21 protein-coding genes and 1 riboswitch are annotated in these 18,149 nt (G+C 35.5%); of the genes, 8 read left to right on the top strand and 13 right to left on the bottom strand.

Features of this window, described 5'->3' with window-relative positions:
• Nucleotides 1–23 precede the first annotated feature (23 nt).
• The 5 genes from CHSO_RS13880 to CHSO_RS13860 all read right to left on the bottom strand — a co-directional run bounded on the left by CHSO_RS13880 (nucleotide 24) and on the right by CHSO_RS13860 (nucleotide 2,711).
• The gene (locus CHSO_RS13880; RefSeq protein WP_045496989.1) at nucleotides 24–581 is read right to left on the bottom strand and encodes a DUF4256 domain-containing protein; all 558 of its coding nucleotides are present in this window, start codon (nucleotides 579–581) and stop codon (nucleotides 24–26) included.
• 43 nt (nucleotides 582–624) lie between these two features.
• Entirely contained in the window at nucleotides 625–1,017 is a 393-nt protein-coding gene (locus tag CHSO_RS13875) for a DoxX family protein (RefSeq protein WP_045496987.1), read from the bottom strand.
• A gap of 18 nt (nucleotides 1,018–1,035) precedes the next feature.
• Complete coding sequence (locus CHSO_RS13870) at nucleotides 1,036–1,614, bottom strand: YdeI/OmpD-associated family protein (protein ID WP_045496985.1); 579 nt, start codon at nucleotides 1,612–1,614, stop codon at nucleotides 1,036–1,038.
• A 92-nt stretch (nucleotides 1,615–1,706) separates the two neighbouring features.
• Nucleotides 1,707–2,192: an SRPBCC domain-containing protein gene (locus CHSO_RS13865; RefSeq protein ID WP_045496976.1), complete on the bottom strand. Its 486-nt coding sequence runs from the start codon at nucleotides 2,190–2,192 to the stop codon at nucleotides 1,707–1,709.
• Nucleotides 2,193–2,384: 192 nt separating this feature from the next.
• A complete protein-coding gene (locus CHSO_RS13860) occupies nucleotides 2,385–2,711 on the bottom strand; it encodes an ArsR/SmtB family transcription factor (protein ID WP_045496974.1) in 327 nt (108 codons plus the stop codon).
• Nucleotides 2,712–3,723: 1,012 nt separating this feature from the next.
• On the opposite strand from CHSO_RS13860, the gene CHSO_RS13855 reads away from it, so the two are divergent.
• Nucleotides 3,724–4,506: a YdcF family protein gene (locus CHSO_RS13855; protein ID WP_045496972.1), complete on the top strand. Its 783-nt coding sequence runs from the start codon at nucleotides 3,724–3,726 to the stop codon at nucleotides 4,504–4,506.
• Between the two features lie 384 nt (nucleotides 4,507–4,890).
• Here CHSO_RS13855 and CHSO_RS13850 read toward each other — a convergent pair whose 3' ends face one another.
• A complete protein-coding gene (locus tag CHSO_RS13850) occupies nucleotides 4,891–5,286 on the bottom strand; it encodes a VOC family protein (protein ID WP_045496970.1) in 396 nt (131 codons plus the stop codon).
• A gap of 154 nt (nucleotides 5,287–5,440) precedes the next feature.
• On the opposite strand from CHSO_RS13850, the gene CHSO_RS13845 reads away from it, so the two are divergent.
• The 3 genes from CHSO_RS13845 to CHSO_RS25375 all read left to right on the top strand — a co-directional run bounded on the left by CHSO_RS13845 (nucleotide 5,441) and on the right by CHSO_RS25375 (nucleotide 7,058).
• A complete protein-coding gene (locus CHSO_RS13845; protein WP_045496966.1) occupies nucleotides 5,441–5,947 on the top strand; it encodes a hypothetical protein in 507 nt (168 codons plus the stop codon).
• Between the two features lie 37 nt (nucleotides 5,948–5,984).
• Nucleotides 5,985–6,578 (top strand): hypothetical protein, encoded by a 594-nt coding sequence (locus tag CHSO_RS13840; RefSeq protein ID WP_045496962.1) that lies wholly within the window; start codon nucleotides 5,985–5,987, stop codon nucleotides 6,576–6,578.
• A 129-nt stretch (nucleotides 6,579–6,707) separates the two neighbouring features.
• A complete protein-coding gene (locus CHSO_RS25375; protein WP_084220992.1) occupies nucleotides 6,708–7,058 on the top strand; it encodes a S41 family peptidase in 351 nt (116 codons plus the stop codon).
• Between the two features lie 130 nt (nucleotides 7,059–7,188).
• Here CHSO_RS25375 and CHSO_RS13835 read toward each other — a convergent pair whose 3' ends face one another.
• Together CHSO_RS13835 and CHSO_RS25070 are read right to left on the bottom strand one after the other, a co-directional pair.
• Nucleotides 7,189–7,662 carry a hypothetical protein gene (locus CHSO_RS13835; RefSeq protein WP_045496960.1) on the bottom strand — a complete coding sequence of 158 codons (474 nt, stop codon included), beginning with the start codon at nucleotides 7,660–7,662 and terminating at the stop codon, nucleotides 7,189–7,191.
• A 303-nt stretch (nucleotides 7,663–7,965) separates the two neighbouring features.
• Complete coding sequence (locus tag CHSO_RS25070) at nucleotides 7,966–9,447, bottom strand: BspA family leucine-rich repeat surface protein (protein ID WP_052480602.1); 1,482 nt, start codon at nucleotides 9,445–9,447, stop codon at nucleotides 7,966–7,968.
• Nucleotides 9,448–9,794: 347 nt separating this feature from the next.
• Here CHSO_RS25070 and CHSO_RS13825 point away from each other — a divergent pair, with 347 nt between their 5' ends.
• Both CHSO_RS13825 and CHSO_RS13820 read left to right on the top strand, forming a co-directional pair.
• Nucleotides 9,795–10,373 (top strand): Crp/Fnr family transcriptional regulator, encoded by a 579-nt coding sequence (locus CHSO_RS13825; RefSeq protein WP_045496958.1) that lies wholly within the window; start codon nucleotides 9,795–9,797, stop codon nucleotides 10,371–10,373.
• A gap of 60 nt (nucleotides 10,374–10,433) precedes the next feature.
• Entirely contained in the window at nucleotides 10,434–10,856 is a 423-nt protein-coding gene (locus CHSO_RS13820; RefSeq protein WP_045496955.1) for a GNAT family N-acetyltransferase, read from the top strand.
• Between the two features lie 92 nt (nucleotides 10,857–10,948).
• On the opposite strand, the gene CHSO_RS13815 is transcribed toward CHSO_RS13820, so the two are convergent.
• The 4 genes from CHSO_RS13815 to msrB form a co-directional block, all read right to left on the bottom strand.
• Entirely contained in the window at nucleotides 10,949–11,764 is an 816-nt protein-coding gene (locus CHSO_RS13815; RefSeq protein ID WP_045496952.1) for a ferritin-like domain-containing protein, read from the bottom strand.
• A 25-nt stretch (nucleotides 11,765–11,789) separates the two neighbouring features.
• Complete coding sequence (locus CHSO_RS13810) at nucleotides 11,790–12,503, bottom strand: ferritin-like domain-containing protein (RefSeq protein ID WP_045496950.1); 714 nt, start codon at nucleotides 12,501–12,503, stop codon at nucleotides 11,790–11,792.
• 82 nt (nucleotides 12,504–12,585) lie between these two features.
• Nucleotides 12,586–13,155, bottom strand: coding sequence for a fasciclin domain-containing protein (locus tag CHSO_RS13805; RefSeq protein ID WP_045502577.1), 570 nt, complete (start codon nucleotides 13,153–13,155; stop codon nucleotides 12,586–12,588).
• Between the two features lie 113 nt (nucleotides 13,156–13,268).
• Nucleotides 13,269–13,787 carry a peptide-methionine (R)-S-oxide reductase MsrB gene (gene msrB / locus CHSO_RS13800; protein WP_045496945.1) on the bottom strand — a complete coding sequence of 173 codons (519 nt, stop codon included), beginning with the start codon at nucleotides 13,785–13,787 and terminating at the stop codon, nucleotides 13,269–13,271.
• Between the two features lie 208 nt (nucleotides 13,788–13,995).
• Here msrB and CHSO_RS13795 point away from each other — a divergent pair, with 208 nt between their 5' ends.
• Together CHSO_RS13795 and CHSO_RS13790 are read left to right on the top strand one after the other, a co-directional pair.
• Nucleotides 13,996–14,448, top strand: coding sequence for an RNA polymerase sigma factor (locus CHSO_RS13795; protein WP_232509070.1), 453 nt, complete (start codon nucleotides 13,996–13,998; stop codon nucleotides 14,446–14,448).
• Nucleotide 14,449: 1 nt separating this feature from the next.
• Nucleotides 14,450–15,256: an anti-sigma factor domain-containing protein gene (locus CHSO_RS13790; RefSeq protein WP_045496943.1), complete on the top strand. Its 807-nt coding sequence runs from the start codon at nucleotides 14,450–14,452 to the stop codon at nucleotides 15,254–15,256.
• Between the two features lie 99 nt (nucleotides 15,257–15,355).
• On the opposite strand, the gene metE is transcribed toward CHSO_RS13790, so the two are convergent.
• Nucleotides 15,356–17,659 carry a 5-methyltetrahydropteroyltriglutamate--homocysteine S-methyltransferase gene (gene metE, locus CHSO_RS13785; RefSeq protein WP_045496940.1) on the bottom strand — a complete coding sequence of 768 codons (2,304 nt, stop codon included), beginning with the start codon at nucleotides 17,657–17,659 and terminating at the stop codon, nucleotides 15,356–15,358.
• Between the two features lie 173 nt (nucleotides 17,660–17,832).
• Nucleotides 17,833–18,019, bottom strand: a riboswitch (cobalamin riboswitch).
• Nucleotides 18,020–18,149: the final 130 nt, after the last annotated feature.

Below are 18,149 nucleotides of genomic sequence, written 5' to 3'. Positions count from 1 at the left end.
TTTACTCTAAAACTCTCAAACCTTCAAACTCTCAAACTCCCCCTAAATCCTCTCGCTGCATAATAAGAATCGGCACCATTATGATAATAGAAAACCGTATTGTAGCGTCTATCGCAGAAAACAGCACCACCATGTTCTCTGATCGATGAAGGTGTCTGTACCCAACTGGACGTTTTCTGGTCAAACTTTCCAAGCTCCTGAAGCTTGCGATATTGTTCTTCGGTTAAAATTTCAATGCCCATTTCTGAAGCTTTATCTATGGCATTGCTTTCCGGTTTATTGGCTTTTCGGGATTCCCAGGCTGGATAATCGTAGCAAAGGCTTCTGCGTTTTGGACTTTCCGGAGAGCAGTCGAAGAAGAGGTATTCGTCTGTTTTTTGATTGTAATCTACAACGTCAGGTTCGCCTTCTGTCTCTTCCATTTCATTTAAAGACCATAGTTTTTCGGGATTAGATTCCAATTTGGTCTGAATTTTTTCCCATTTCAGGCCTTTGTGGCGGTTCATATTTTTTTCAAAACGGGTTTGCAGTACTTTTAAAAGGACTTCGCTTTGTTCGGATGTTAATGGTTTCTTTTTCATATCAAATTTTTAAGTGATTAATTTTAAGATAAAGTTACTAAGGTTAAATGGAAATTTTTCTATTGGAAGGTCTGAAATACCATGAAATAATAACCAATACAAACAGTAAAACAGCAGGGAAGGTTCTTCCGGCAGGATCTCCAACAATGAGATGTGAAATAACGGCTCCGGACATCACGAAGAAAAATCCTGCGTAGGCCCATTCTTTTAATAGTAATCGTTTCGGGATAAGGATGGCGATAACACCCAGCAGTTTCCAGACTCCGATGATGGTCATGAGATAAGCCGGATATCCAAGGTTGGTAAAATTGGCAAGTTCATCTTTATTTTTCATAAGCTGAACAATGGCTGTAGAAACCATGCCTAATGCCATCCAAAGGGTAAAGATCCAGTAGATGATCTTTGTTCTTTTTTCTGATCGGTTTGATGTTTCCATATTGATTAAGTTTTGTGATTAGTCGTTAAGTCCTTTTCCGTCTAGGATTTGAGGGATGCATTTCTCAATTCTTGCTTCTCTGGTTTTAGATTGTTTGGCGGATGAGAAATAGAGTAGATAGGCCCGTTGTCTTCCCTGTGTTAATCCTTGGAACGCCTCTTTTAATACAAGATTTTTATCTAATTTTTGTTGAAATTCCTCAACCATTTCAAAATCCTTGGTTTTCTTCATTTCAACTTTTGCCCCGGATTCTTCAATTTCTACAGCTTCAAACATATAGGCCCGAAGCTCCTTTTCAAGATCATTGATCTGGAGAATATCTGTAAAACGGATCTGCCTTGCCGCCTGTACATTTTCAGACTGCTGAATTAAAATCTGGTCCGGATCTTTCATCAAAGCACCTTTAAAAAAGAGAAGTGCACAATATTCTTTAAAACCATGAATTAAGAAAATATTTTTCCCTTCATAGGTATAACAGGGGCAGCCCCATTTTAAATCTTCTACCAATTCGGTACTTAGGGCAATGGTTCTTAATTTTTCAAATTCTTCTTTCCATTGTGTGGCTTTATCGAAGAAAAAATCAACTTTTGGATTCATGTGTTTTGGATTTGAGGGGTTCGGGATGCGAGATGCGGGCTATTGAGTTTCATGATATAGAGTACGAGATATTTAAGCAATAATTTTATGACTTATCCCTCGAAATCCGGAACACGAGGTCCGTTAAACATTTCCTGTAAACGATTATGCGCCCTATTAATTCCCTGAGCGAATGGCATTTTCAGGTGCTGATCTCTGAAATCTATTGATTTATAGATGGTTTGAATGGTGATTTTGCTGGTGGTATCAGTTAGCTTTTCAAATTCTAAAAACTCAATCTGAACCGGAAAAGGGGTGTTTTCCATCTGAAAAGTTCTTATAATTTTCTCATTCTGAACAATATCATGAATGGTTCCGTTGGCACTGAACATGACTTCTCCCTGAGGGTTTGAAGTTTCGAAACGGTAACTTCCGTGGGGTTGGTTTTCAAACTTGGTCACTTTGGTTCCCATCCATTGTTCGAAAAGTTCAGCTTCTGTATAAGCTTTGAAGAGCAATTCTACAGGAAGATCAAATTCTCTGATGATGAAGATTTCCTGTTTTCCATCTTCTGCCTGAATTTTTGTTTTAAGTTCCATATTTTGAGGATTTTGGGTTCGTGGTTCGTGGTGCGAGATACGGGTTGTTGAGTTTCGTGATTCGAGGTACGTGTTATTGTTTTTCGTGGTGTGGGATTCTAGTTATTGAGGTTAAGGGTACGAGTAAATGGCTTTTATTTGGTTTTGTATTTGTAAACTTATATTGCTAAACCCCGAACCCCGAAACGCGCATCACGCATTTTTATCCTGATATGCTTTCATCACACTTTCCAGTTTATTGAATTTCTCATCCCACATTTTGCGGAACGGCTCTATAAAATCGGCTATTTCTTTCATTTTATTGGGATTAAGGTGGTAAGTAATTTCACGGCCGTTCTGTTCGGATCTCAACAGTTCACATTCTGTAAGAATCTGAAGATGCTTGGAAACGGTAGGTCTTGCGGTATCGAAATTGGAAGCAATGGCTCCTGCAGTCATGGATTGGGCAGCCACCAGCATCAATATAGATCTTCTGGTAGGGTCTGCGATCGCCTGAAAAACATCTCTTCTTAAATTCATCGTGTAGTTATTTGACTACAAATATATATGTAGTTATTTAACTACGCAAGTTTTTTTTTGAGAAATGTTGATTTTTAAGAGATCAGATTACTTTAGAAAAGGAAGATTTTGGAGATTAGACAGATAAGTAAAGGATAAAATCTGCGTAATCTGTGTGATCTGCAGGAACTTTATTTTTTGTTAAACGCAAAGTTTTATGATGACGGCTGTATTATTTTTAGGAAGCTAAGATGGGCAAGTGAACTTGCCTGATGAAGGAGAGTGGATAGGGTTTCGGCTTTTATGGTGAGGAAAATAAACTCTTTTGCTTGCTGCTTTTATAAAGTATCGCAGATTAAGCAGATATAAAGGATAAAATCTGCGTAATCTGTGTGATCTGCGGGAACTTTATTTTTGTTAAACGCAAAGTTTTATGACGGTGGCTGTATTATTTTTAGGGAGCTAAGAATGGGCAAGTGAACTTGCCTGATGAAGGTGAATGGATAGGGTTTCTGCTTTTATGGTGAGGGAAATAAACTCTTTTGCTTGCTGTTTTTATAAAGTCTCGCAGATTTTGGAGATTAGACAGATAAGTAAAGGATAAAATCTGCGTAATCTGTGTGATCTGCGAGAGAATTTTTTAGACGCAAAGTTTATGATGGTGGGCGTATTATTTTTAGGGAGCTAAGGTTAGGCAAGTGAGCTTGCCTGATGAAGGTGAGTGGGTAGGGTTTCGGCGGCCAAAGGCCGCCGAAACCCTTTATTATAAGCTAAGTATTTATCTCTAAATTGAATTCTGTGGTTTCTTTATTCATGATTTTAAAACCATTAGAAGCGTTAAGCTAAGTTAAGAGTCAAATAAATTTGAATGAAGTATTCCGCTTCATGGATATGTTTAGATATTTCCTTAAATAGCCTTAACAACTTAATATCTTCTTAATGGTTCAAAATATATTGAGAAAAGTAGTAGTAATGAAATAACCTTATCTTTGAAAATCCAATGTTTTCTTAGCATTAATCAATACTATCATAGATGAAATTTTTACTGGATTTTTTATTTCGTGTTTTACAACTTTTTACAGAACCTTATTTTTTAGTATTTCTGGCAATTGTTATCATTGCTCTGTTGAAAAGAAAAAATAAATGTAAAAATCTGAGAATAGGAGTTTTTATATCAGCAGTTGTCATGGTTATTCTGATAGGTAACGGTTTTCTGGGTAAGCTAATCTCCGGATATTTGCAGAAAAGTTACATCAGGGCTTCAGAAATAAAGAATACACCTGCTCAGAATCCCATTATTGTAATATTGGGTGGTGGGGTTGTAGATATCGACAATACAGAGAAATTGCATACCATGTCTTATTCCAGAATGTTTACTGCTTATCAATTGTATCATGAATACAAGAAAAATAATCAACCTTGTAAAATATTAATTTCCGGAAAAGGAAGAGGACATATAAGCGAAGCAGAATTATTCAGTGAGGATTTTAAAAAGATGGGAGTACCGGATTCTGATATTATTAAGGAAGAGCAAAGCATGAATACGTATCAGAATGCAAAATTCTCAAGTCAGATGATAAACAGGATGGCTCCCTCTAGCTTATATCTGGTTACTTCAGGTTTTCATATGAAAAGATCTGTCGCTCTGTTTCAAACCTTTGGGTTAAAACCTATTCCGCAGGCCTCAGATTTTATAGATACCGAAATCACTGTATTTCCTAATAGCTATAATGCTGCATTTACATTCGTTATGCTTAAAGAGGTAGTGGGAATATGGCAGGTGCAATTGTATAACAGTTTGGGAATGAATAAATAGCATTCTGTAATCTATTGTACATTATACGAATAACAAACCGGCTCTTGAGTTAACTCAAGAGCCGGTTTGCTTTAAACTTATTCAAACTGTTTTAATAGGTTTTGGCTAAAGCCAAATTGATTGTAATGTTTTTATAAGATGGGCTAAAGCCCATCTCTATTGAATTTACGTTGCTGTTTTTTAATCATCAGCCTGTTTTCTTCAGTGAAACTAGGTTCTATTTTTTCATAAAACCTCTACAAAATGACATAAACGCCCTTCAAATAAAGGAAAACGATAAAAAGCCCAAATAACCCGTCTATTTCCATCCTCTACCTATGCTATCTGATTGAAAATAAAGGTGATTTATGGGCGAAAATGAATTTTGATTGAAATTTCAGATTTTTACATTTTAAAGACATTAAATTTATGTCCATCCGGGTCTGCAAACACAAAACCATAATAATTATTTCCAAAACTTTCAGGTTCTGAGACAATGGTTCCACCTGCATTTTTAACTTCTGCAACCCATTGATCTACCTGATCGTTAGTCTCAGCAGAAACTGTAAATATGATTTCATTGGAAGTTTTAGAATCACCGAAGGAAACGCCTTTTACATTCCTTTCCAGTATATTTTTCAGAAAGAAATGAATAACAAAATTATTTTCTCCAAAAAAGAAGCTTACTAAATCATTAGAAGTGTTAGGATTGTTGGGAGTACATCCTATGGCTTCATAAAACTTTTGGGTGCGTTCCAGATTGGCAACCGCCAGATTGGCCCAGATCATTTTAGGTTTCATATTATTCTTTTTGGGGTTAAGTAAAATTAGTTCCTTTTAAAAAGATAAAGGTTGCCATGTGGCAAGATTTTGTATTTTTAATAAAGAAAAAACTAATAGGAAAGAGGTTTACTATAGAGTAATTTAACATAATATTTCAATAGATAGTATAAAGATGAAATTGAGAAATGAAATAGAACCCGATTTTGAAACTGCTGAAAAACGATATCCGGAAGTCTTAAAGCTTATTTTAGACTATACAGACCGGTGCGATGAATATGGTGATGAAGACTCCCTTGAGTATAAGAAGCTGGAAGAGAAGCTTCATGCAATGACTGGAAAAGAAATGTCCCGGTTCAATCTTTGGGAATGGTGGGAAGGAGAGGGTGCAGAGTACCTGTCTTTTAATATCAGTTTGCCTGATCCTCAAATTATTGAGGATATTACAAGAGACGAATTGTCTGAAATTGTAAGGCGAATGAGTACTTTTGAGATTCCAGATCCTAATGACCAGTCTTTTAAAGGAATATTTTATAATTATATATGTTCAGGAAGCGATTATTTTCCCGATTTTTTGAAGATTAATTTCAAAGGCTATCATATTAAACTGTTTCAGTCTCATAAAGATAAGAATGGTAATTATTTTGAATATAGTCAGGAAGAGATTACAGATGCCATTTGAAATGGTGAACTGAACCGTAATACAGTAAAAGTAACAGATGAACGATAGTATTATAAAGAAAATCATAGCTTTAGGCGGAAATACTGATGCAGTAAGTGCTGGTAAAAGTTTTGTTGAAAACTGGCAAGGCATCAGGTTTACTCATTATTTATATGATAAGGATTGGGATGTTTACGGAATTGACCAATTCTATGAATCCCATAAAGAGCTTTATCATAACCATCAGGAAAAGTTCTATGATAATCTGTTGACACATTATTTTTCAGCTCATGATTCAGCGTATGGGCAGTATTTTGTGAAAGACTGGATATTTACACCTTTTAAGGAGGATTCAGACGATCAGCAGGAATTTGAAGATTTAATTGATGAAGATTATGTACAGGAAGTTGTAGGGATTTCTAAACCGGATTTTCTCTGTATTTTGTATTCCTATGGATATCCGGATCATTATTTCGTATGTACAGAAGATCCGGAGCAATCTAACCCAACAGTTTACAGCACAGACCATGAAGTGTATTTTGATGAACTTGAAAATGAAGGGAATTTTGAAGACTTTCTGGATCAGTTTATGACTCAAGAAGAGTTCCTGGAAGTCGTTACGGAATATTTAACGGAGAAATTTGGAAAATGATAAATATAAGTAATTGTGTAATGAGAATAATTTCCTGCTTTTAATTTAACATAATATATAAAGCCTCAGAAATCGATTCTACGGAATTAAAAAATTATTTAAAGGGAATATCCGGAACTATAGGGCGTTATAGATCACTCAAAAAATGTCATTGAGTCCAAAAATGAAAATGAGCGATTTACAGGAAATGTTTATCTGCTCATCAGTGGCCAGACATTTTCATCGGCTGCAGATTTTGCCAATGCTTTTAAATTTTATAAAGCAGGAAAAATTATAGGCTCAGAAACCGGTGGATTTATAATTTCACCTGGAGAAGTTATAGAAAGGCAATTGCCCAATTCAAAATTATTTCTGAACGTATCATCTACAAAAGATTTTAATATTGGTGCCACAGAGAAAGACCGGCATGGTGTAATTCCTGATATTCAGGTTCAGAGCAACGAAGCTTTGAATTATACGCTGAATAAGCTTATAAAGTGATTAACATAGCTGATATATACTCTTTTCTGTAAAATTATATTTTTCCTATAATTTATATTATGTTAAATTGAATATATTTTCAGGATTTCGAAATAATCTTTTCCTGACCTCCATTTTGTTGATATTCAGTTTATTTAAGCATATTCATTTCTATAGGCTCTAGAAAAGCTTTACGAATTATTTCTTCCTTTTCCTGCTTCTTATAATCTGATAAACCGTCTTGAAAATTATTTTCGCTGAATATCGGATATGCTACTAGATGATAATGAAAATCTAATGGACTGTTTACGAAAGTTTTATCAAACGAAAAATATCCTTTCTTTGCATAAAAAATAAAATCTTTCAGATACATCTCTTTATCAAACTTTTTAAAATCTATTTCACGATCTCCCAATCTTAAAATTTTATCCAGATTTGGATTAATTTTGTAACCATAGTCTGTACGCGCTGATTTCCGAAGATTTATTTTGGTTTCACCATGTTGAGAGTCATTAAATATTTCGTCGCAAATATATCCGCCAGCTGTTGCCAGATGAATTTTACCCCATAAAGAATTTGTGAAAAACAGATCTAAATCATAAGCTGGTGAAGTATTCTTATCCATATTCGAAGATTTTTACAATGTCTATAGTTTTGCCAAATTTAAAATTATTCAGGATAAAATATATCGTGTACTCTCCTATTTTATTAGTTATATTAACTCATTATGTTAATTAAGAATAAGTTAGTCAAATTATTTAAGTAAAATGAAGGGGTATCATCTGTGAAAATCTGAGTAATCTGTGGTGAAATAATTGTGTCAGGCTCTTGCTGGTTACTCTCCTACTATTAACTAAAAAGCTCCAAAGTCCGAAAACTTTGGAGGCTTAATTAAGTAGTCATTTGGCTACTTATCATTGAGTTTAGTTTATTTCTTAATGACTTTCGTGAAAATCGTATTGCTTTTTAGTATATAATTTCCAGACGGATATTCTGTAAGGTCAACACGGTTGTTTCCTTTATTTAAAATCACGTTTTTAATGATTTTACCTGTAATGTCATATAAATAAGCATTTTCATTGGCAGTAGATTCAATAGTAATTACTCCTGTTGTCGGATTAGGATAAGCCGGAGTTTTCATTTGTTTTGAAGTTTCTGCTGTTGATAAGTTGGCGTTGCAGCTCGGGTTATAAGAGTCTCCATTAATGGTAAAACCTTTGTTGGTCAATTGAGCTCTTGCCATAATAGCTTGCGGTGTAGAATAAGTTAATCCTGCCGCTTCTATGACTCCAATTGCGGATCCTAAGTTTGATAATGTAGGATTATTGCTGAGAGCAATTAGAAATTTATTATAATTAACACATGATAAACCAGAATTGTTAAACCCGAAATACACATAGGCCGAAGGAACATTTTGAAACTTAATATTCCAGGTAGAAATATCCTGATTAAAAGCCGAAGCACCATTAAACATCATAAAACCATAAGCACCTCCAATTTTACTAACATCCCAGTTTCCAATAGGCTGATTAAATGATGATGCATTGGTAAACATTTGATCAAAATTTACTACTTTACTGGTGTTCCAATTATTAAGAGGCTGATTAAAGGATTTAGCATTAGAGAACATATAACGGAAATTCGTCGCATTGCTTGTATTCCATGAATTCAATGGCTGGTTGAATGCTACCGCATCCTGGAACATGGAAATGAAATTGGTTCCGGACGAGGTATTCCAGGCAGAAATATTTTGATTAAAAACAGATGCGTAAGAAAACATATCCCGAAAATCTGTTACTTTTGCTGTATTCCAGGTCCCAATAGGCTGATTAAACAATTTTGCCTTGCTAAACATACTGTTCATATTCGTAATGTTGCTTGTGTTCCAGTTAGCAAATGAAGGATTCCCAATCAAAGACGGACAGTTTAAGAACATTTGTGATAGATTGTTTATTTGTGTCAGATTAGGAGCATCAGTAGCGGTTACATCAAGGTTTGAACAGTTCGAAAATCCTTGATCGAATTGCTGGAGCCAAAGAATATCTCCCCATTGGCTCACTTCGAAGAGTTCCGGATTTCCACCAGGGTTAACTTTAAATCCATAAAATAATCCATTACCATTGGATGTCTTTACTTTGTAGGTTGCCTGGATAGGATTTGGGTTTAAAGAAGTTCCAAAAGAAATAATTGTAAAAATATTGCTATTGGAGGTAACGGAAAGAGTTCCGTTATGTTGAGGATAGCCTACTTCTTCCCAGCTAATGGTGTAGTTGGTTCCGGTGCCACCAAAAGATATCGCATTATCGATGGTTCCGTTTACATTAGGTTTCCAGACAGTAATAAATTCGTTCTGGGCATAAGAAATGAAAAATAGAAAAAGAAAAATGATTACTAGTTGTTTTTTGTACATAATTTAAAATAATAATTTAAGGTTAAAATTCGGTTTAATAAGATTGTAACTTCCCGGGGTTCTGTCTCTTATATCTAATACAAAGATATAGACGCATAGCGACAGAACGTGTCGTATTATAATTTTATGAGTATTTTTTTTAATATTTTTTCAAATAATATTTAATTTTATTTATATGACAATCAGTGACTTATGTTTTTATTTTCTTGTATGAACATCTGAGTAATCTGTGGGAAAGAATATTTGAAGATTTTTAGAGTATTTTAGCTCTAGTTTTGGTTATATTTTAAAATCTATTCGGGATAAAATGTATCTTGTACTCTCCTATTGTTATTCTGTATTATAATATGCTGTTAGAAAAATTATTCAAGGAATTTGATGTAGATATTCATACATTCAATTCAGCTGATTGTGAGCTTTTTGACCAATGTTTTGAACGTATTTCGGTTAAAAAAAACACTTTCCTTATCCAGGAAGGTGAATTGGAAAAATACAGTTATTTCATTTTCAGTGGAATCGTCCGCTGCTGGACACTCAATCACAAAGGAGAAGAACAGACGTTCTGGTTTTGCAAGGAAGGTACTTTCTCTTTATCCAACATATCCTTTACCTTGCAGGAAAGGTCTACTTTTAATGTGCAAACCATTACAGATTGTGAGATATATAGAATAGATTATCAGCAGGCAGAAAGACTCTACAAAGCAATTTCAGGGTTAAAACCAGTTTTTGAAGACCTAACTGCCAGATTGTTGAATAAGCTTCTCAACCGAAATATAGACTTGATAAAATACACTCCAGAGCAATATTACCTGAAAATGATGGCAGAATATGGCAGTGATTTTAATTTTATTCCTTTAAAAGATATTGCTTCTTATTTAGGAATTACTCCACAGGCTCTTAGCAGAATACGCAAACGTATTTTTTAACCTAGGTTCAGTGTTGGATATGGATAAATACAGACTTTTGCACCATAAAAAATTACAATTATGATTAGAGCAATTACAGCAGTGGATTACTCACAACTGATGAAAATTTGGGAAAGTGCCGTACTCAATACCCACGACTTTCTGAAAGAAGAAGATTTTAAGTATTATAAAGAACAAATTCCCGGTTATTTTGAGCATGTTACTTTAGCAGGATTTGAGGCAGATGGTATTTTAATTGGATTCATGAGGGTTGCAGAAGGAAATCTTGAGATGCTGTTTATCCATAATGATTTTCGTGGAAAAGGAATTGGTAAACAATTGATATGTTATGGAATAGATCATTTACAAATAACTAAAGTAGATGTGAATGAACAAAATATACAAGCCGTCGATTTTTACAAACATATCGGATTTCATGTGCTGGGCAAGTCAGAATTAGACGGACAAGGAAAAGAATATCCTATTTTACATATGGGATTGTAATCCTATTGAAGTAAATTATTATAGTCAAAAAGCATCCCGTGGGATGCTTTTGAAGTTTTGTTAAATTGATATATCTAAGATGTCAATAACTACTATACAATAAATAATGAGGCAATAGCCTGTGCATCACTTCCACTCAAAATTTCATCATAGGCTGCAGATCCGGCGGCAGCTCCAAAAGCGGTTCCTGTGTTATATCCAGCCTGATTAACGTTATCTTCACCCGCATAGACAGGATTAGTAGCTGATGGCATATTACCTCCATTAGCAAGCTCAATCCAGCCTTTATTGGCTCTCATTCTCCTAACCTGTGAAGCATGTCTTGCTTCCACAGAATGAATCTGCAAGGCCGCTTGAAGAACAACTTTATTGGACATAACATTTCCGGCCTGGCCTTTATACGCTCTTACTCCTGTATCTTCAAAAGCCTGAGAGAGAATAAGAAATTGGTTGTAATCGGTAAATGGAGCGAAATTACCATTCGCCGTAAAATCAAAAGTTGGTTTGCTGCCGGGAGTGGCTCCCAGAGAAGTAAGGGTACTTTTCAGAAAACTGACATGGGCAGATTCATGCTTGGAAATTTGCATAAAAACGGTTCTGTCTGCATTGGGAATTAACCCTGAGGTAGATAATCCTATAGCGTAATATTCGTTTTCAAGGTATTCAAGTACCAGAGCGAGTTGCAAAGCGTCTGTTAAAGTACTTTTAAGGGAAGTTCCGGTAATTTTTGTATTTACGGTTTCTGCTTTTGCTGACGTTGTCATTAAGGCTCCTAATCCCAGAGGAACAGCAGCTACAGCTGTTTTTTTTCCTAGTAGGGATATATTTGTAATGGTGTCTAGTCGGGATGCTTCCGTGGTGAAAAATTTATCATGAGAAAGCTTATCTAATAATTTAAGAATGTTCATAATACAAGTTTTTGAAGATGAATAATTAATTAATACCTCTTTCTTTCCATGTAAAGCGGGTTTTTATAAACCCTCCTGCTGCCATTACAATATCCTTCGGTTCTTTAGCAAGGTCAAGACCATTCGCATCTATTACATCATCGCCGGAAAAATCAGCAGTTCCGGGATTGATAAGATTTCTGATAGCAGAAGCATGTCTGGCTTCTACGGAAACTATTTTTCCTGCAATCACAAGATAATCAGGATTGGTGATGTACTTTCCGGCACCGTTGTAAGCGGCTACACCAGTATCTTCCAGTGCTTTTGCAGTGGCAAGTACAGAATTTCGGTCATTAAAATTTACATTGGGATACTGAAAGTCAAGTTTTGGAAGTACATTTTGGGTAGCACCGCTGATGGCTGCTTTAAAAAAATCCCGGTGGATTACTTCATGATGGTAAAGATCAGTGAAAACCTCTTTTTCAATACTCGAAATTCCGGTATAAAAATTATTCACTACTTTGGTATAGAAATCAGCTTCCAGCTGCTCGAGGGCATAGGCATAATTTAAAATTCCCACATCTCCGGTTCCTAAATCAAATATTTTGCTGTTATCCATCATCTGAAAGTCCTCATCATCATTACAGCCTATCATGGTGAGCCCGGCAATGGCCAGTCCCACACCGCTTAGCTTTAAAAAGTTTCTTCTGCCTGTATCAAGAGTTGCCCCCTGATTAGAAACATGAATCATTTTTTTCATAATATTAATTTTTGAAGGGTTGGATAAATAATCAAAAGAAAAAACAGCACACTGAAAATATGCTGCTTAGACCCTATGTTTACTACGGCATAAGAACCGTATCTATTACGTGAATAACTCCGTTAGACTGATTCACGTCTGCAATGGTTACTTTAGCACTGTTTCCTTTCGCATCTTTTATATAAAGATCTTTCCCTTGCGTCCAGAAAGTAAGTTCCTCTCCCTGTACTGTTTTCATCATGCTTTTTCCGTTTCCAGCTTTCACTGCGGCCCAGATTTCTTTAGCACTGTATCTTCCAGGTAGAACATGATAGGTCAAAATACTTGTAAGCATTGTTTTATTTTCGGGTTTTACCAGGGTTTCTACTGTCCCTTTAGGAAGTTTTGAAAATGCTGCATCTGTAGGTGCCAGCACGGTAAAAGGTCCTTTACCCTCCAGTGTCTCTACCAATCCTGCTGCTTTTACGGCAGCTACTAAAGTTTTATGATCTTTAGAATTGACGGCGTTTTCAATAATGTTTTTAGACGGATACATAGGAGCACCTCCTACCATTACTGTTTTTTCTTTCATCATCTGTGCAGTTACCTTCCCACTAAATGCAAATGATAAAGCTACCATTGCTAAAACTGTGATTTTTGACTGTGTGTTCATTGTAATGTTTTTTAATGAGTTATTATTAATTTGTGTTCTTACTGTCATTTACGAGTTTGGTTTTAATTTAGATTGAAAAAGATTGAAATTTTATTTAAATCACTTTAAATCAGTCATTTAATTTTAGTTGGTGTAAAATCGAGACATATAGAATTCATACAGAATCTTTTTCCTGTTGGTTTTGGACCATCATCGAAAATATGGCCAAGATGAGAATCACATCTTCCACATAAAACTTCTGTTCTTACCATATGATGAGAAGTATCTTTTTTGTATTTTACACTGTTTTTATGAATCGGCTGGTAAAATGAAGGCCAGCCGCAGGTAGTGGCAAATTTTGAAGTGGAAAGAAACAATGGATTTCCGCAGACCGCACAGTAATACGTTCCTTTTTCATCCAATTCATAATATTTACCTGTGAAAGCTGTTTCAGTTGCTCCTTCTCTTGCCACCTGGTACAATTCAGGCTGTAAAATTTTTTTCCATTCAGAGTTATCTACTTTCAGTATATTCTCTGCTGTGTTAGAATAGTAAGGATTCAGTATTCTGAAATGATCTGTTTGCGCCTTATATTTTCCGGTAGCTATGGTTATGATACCAATTAAAATGGTTTTTGATAGTAAATTTTTCATATTTAATAATTTTTAAATATTGTCTTAAAATCATTTACGAAATAAAAGATTATTTGGATTTTGTTTGAAGTGTGTATTATTTTATTACATTTGAACAGAAAAATAAAGAATCATTAAAACAACCTATTCTGAAGAAGAACTTATCGTTTTATTAAAAGAAAAAAACGAAAGCGGTTTTCATTATCTGTATGATCACTATTCCGGTGCATTGTATGGAATTGTTCTTCGTATTGTTCAGTCTAAAGAATATGCTGAAGAAGTAATTCAGGATGTTTTTGTTAAAATTTGGAATTCTATTCATCAATATGATGCGTCTAAAGGGAGATTTTATACCTGGATCATTAATATTGCCAGAAACACTGCTATAGATTATCTAAAGTCTAAAGGATTCCAGAACGAGCTTAAAAACCAACCCCTTCCCGATTTCGTATATAATAGTACAGAACTTTCAACAGTTAATAACTCAGTTGATTATATTGGATTTGACAATGTTCTTGAAAATCTGGAAGTTGATAAACAGGAGCTCATCAATCTTTCCTATTATCAGGGATATACACAGCATGAGATTTCTGAAAAGCTGAAGATACCGCTTGGGACAGTAAAAACAAAAATGCGGAATGCATTAATGAAATTAAAGGACTTGTTAAAAGATTATCAATAAATTGAACACTAAAGAATACATATCATCCGGAATTATAGAATCTTATATTCTAGGTCATGCTTCTCCTGAGGAAGCAGGCATTTTGGAGTGTGTGATGAAGAACAATGCTGAAGTAAAAGCCGCTTATGAAGAGGCTCAAAAAACATTGGAAAATCTTGCTACAGTACAGGCTATAACACCTCCAGACGATTTGAAATCTAAGATTTGGAGTAAAATCCAGAAGGAACAGGTTTTAGAAGAAGAAAAAAACTTTTCTCCAGAAGTTTCTGTTACTCCTTCTGTGGAAATACCTGAAGTTAGAAAAAGTATTCCTTGGAAAACTTTGGGTATTGCTGCTTCTGTTTTATTTTTTGCAAGTGTGGCCGGAAATCTTTTTTGGGTCAGTAAACAATCTGAAGTACAAAAAGAAATTGCAGTAATGAAGGCTGAGAAAAAATCTCAGGATTTGGCCATGCAGAAGATGAACCAGAAAATAACCATGTTTTCTAACCCTGATATGCAAATGGTCATGTTAAATGGTGTAGAGAATCATAAGGATGCTAAGGCAATGGTTTTCTGGGACAAAAAAACAAAAGCAGTTTACCTTAATGCAGAGCATTTGCCTAAGGCTCCTACAGGAATGCAGTATCAGCTGTGGGCTATAGAAGACGGAAAGCCGGTAAATGCTGGAATGTATTCGGAAGATAAAGACAGCCAGATTGCATTGGCCAGTATTTCAAAAGCACAGGCTTTTGCGATTACTTTGGAAAAAGAAGGTGGAAGTTCTGTTCCAACAATGAAAAACATGTTTGTAATGGGGGAAATATAAAGAAATAGATTAAAATTATTAATATTTCCAGTCTCTAAATAATGAAAAAACAAAAGCATCCCATCGGATGCTTTTGAAGTTTTATGGAATTGGAAATAGTTAAGATGCAAATTCTACAGAAGCCTCTTTAGCAGCAGCCACCATAGCAATTAAAGCCTTTTCGGTTTCTTCCCAATGCCTGGTTTTTAAACCGCAATCCGGATTTACCCAAAGCTGTTTTGCAGGAATTACCTGTTGTGCTTTGATGAGCAATTTTGTCATTTCTTCCTTGGACGGAACCCTTGGTGAATGGATATCATACACTCCCGGACCAATCTCATTAGGATATTTGAAGTCTGCAAAAGCGTGTAAAAGCTCCATTTGCGATCTTGAACATTCTATTGTAATCACATCAGCATCCATATCGGCAATATTCTTAATGATGTCATTAAATTCGGAATAGCACATGTGGGTATGGATTTGGGTAGTGTCTTCTACTCCACTTGCTGATATTTTAAACGCTTCAACAGCCCATTTCAGATAGTTCTGCCAATCAGTTTTTCGCAATGGAAGTCCTTCACGGATAGCTGGTTCATCAATCTGAATAATTCTGATTCCTGCTTTCTCCAGATCCTGAACTTCATCACGGATGGCCAAGGCAATTTGTTTACAGGTTTCGGAGCGGGGCTGATCGTCACGTACAAATGACCATTGTAGAATAGTAACAGGACCTGTTAACATTCCTTTTACCCATTGATTGGTTTGAGATTGGGCATATTGAGACCAGTAAATCGTCATAGGTTCCGGGCGGAAAACGTCTCCAAAAATGATCGGAGGTTTTACACAACGGCTTCCATAGCTTTGTACCCAGCCATTTTTAGTGAAGATAAACCCTTTCAGCTGTTCTCCGAAATATTCCACCATATCATTACGCTCATATTCTCCATGAACAAGAACATCAATTCCGATGTTTTCCTGCCAGCGAATGGTTCTCTGGGTTTCCTCTTTTAATAAAGCATCATATTGCTCTGCCGTTAATTCTCCTTTTTTGAATTTTGCTCTCCAGCTTCTTACTTCAGCAGTTTGTGGAAATGACCCGATAGTGGTTGTAGGAAATAATGGAAGCTGTAAGGTCTTTTGTTGCTCTTCTTTACGGATATTGAACGGATTTTTTCTTTGTGAATCTTGTTCCGTAACAGATGCTGCTCTTAATTTTACTTCTTCATTATGGATGAGTGGAGACGTTTTTCTGTCTGAAATTGCTTTCTTATTATCCTCAAAATCCTGTAAAATAGGACTTTCAGAGGTTCCGGATGCCAATTCTTTAAGGGATACCACTTCTTTTACCTTTTGTTTAGCGAAAGCCAGCCAGTTTTTTATTTCGGGATCGAGACTGGTTTCAAAGTCTACATCACATGGTGAATGCAAAAGTGAACTTGATGGAGCGATGAAAACCCTCTCAGGTCCCAATTTTTCAACTGCTTTTGTAATAAAAGACAACGATTTTTCATAATCATTTTTCCAGATGTTTCTTCCGTCTACCACTCCAAGAGATAAGCTCAGGTTTTCAGGAATAGCATGAAGAACGTCTTCTAACTGTTCCGGACTTCTTACCAAATCAATATGCAACACATTGACTGGAAGCGAAACTGAAAGTGATAAGTTGTTCTTTAGGCCTTCAAAATAAGTGGCTATAATGAATTTCAGTTTTGGGAACAGTCTTCTAAGCTCAGCGTACACAAAAGTATAGGTTTCTTGTGCTTTTTCTGTAATATCTAATGCAAGGAAGGGTTCGTCAAACTGAATCCATTCAGCACCTTGAGCCTGAAGTTTTGATAATATCTCTACGTAAACAGAGAGTAGATTGTGAGCAAGATCCAGTTTATCAAATCCTTCTTCTTTTTCCTTCCCTAACAGTAAATAAGAGATCAGACCGATAATCGCAGGTTTTGCATTGATTCCTGCCTGTTTAGCACCAGCAAATTCATTGAAAATTTTATCTGAAGTAAGCTTAAACTGCTGGTTGTTATAAAATTCCGGAACAATATAATGGTAATTGGTATCAAACCATTTGGTCATTTCCATCGCTGTAATGTCCAATCCGTCTTTCTGATAGCCTCTGGCCATCGCAAAATAAAGATCCAGTTCAGAATTGTTTTTTTTAAGCGCTACTTCATGATAGCGTGTAGGAATGGCTCCTATTACCAGGCTCATATCCAATACCTGATCGTAATAAGAAAAATCATTACACGGAATAAGATCTATTCCGGCTTCTTTCTGAAGGTTCCAGTTCTGGCTGCAGATAGTTCTTCCTGCTGTAAGAAGTTCTTCCAAAACAATTTTACCTGACCAATACTGTTCGCAGGCTTTCTTAAGTTCTCTTTTGCTACCAATACGCGGATAGCCCAGAATGTGAGTTTGCATTTTTACAAATTTTAGATTACACTTTATTTTAAAGCTCTTTAAAATGCTTCGGAATGCTTTGTAGGGTAAGAAAATCTCTGAAGTCAATGATACAGGCAAATAATACAATTCTCCAAAAGGAAAATGCATTGCCAATATCATCTGTATGACTCAAAAGCTTCAGACCGCGAAAGCATTGTCAATTCAGTAAAGGCAGGTCTCCTGACTTGTAACAGTTTCCGTCATCCTTCCCGCTTTTGGCAGTGGATATCCAAGGACAGAAACCTTTGGTGTGTTACTTACAGTTGCGCGACAGCTCGTGATTCTCACACGATTCCCTATTAATCTACGTTAAGTAAAACCTTTCCTGTTTGATGAAGATGGTAAAGAACTGATCTATTATCAATATTAAGTTTAATAATAGATTTTAATTTTGTGTAAAATTACTTAAACAGAATATATATTCAATTAAAAGTGTTTTATTCGGTTAATATTGCTTTTAGTTTGTATT

This window comes from Chryseobacterium sp. StRB126, from assembly GCF_000829375.1.
In the GTDB taxonomy this organism is placed as follows: domain Bacteria; phylum Bacteroidota; class Bacteroidia; order Flavobacteriales; family Weeksellaceae; genus Chryseobacterium.
Note: the sequence above shows the minus strand (reverse complement) of the source record. Positions and strands in the feature narration are given on the sequence as shown.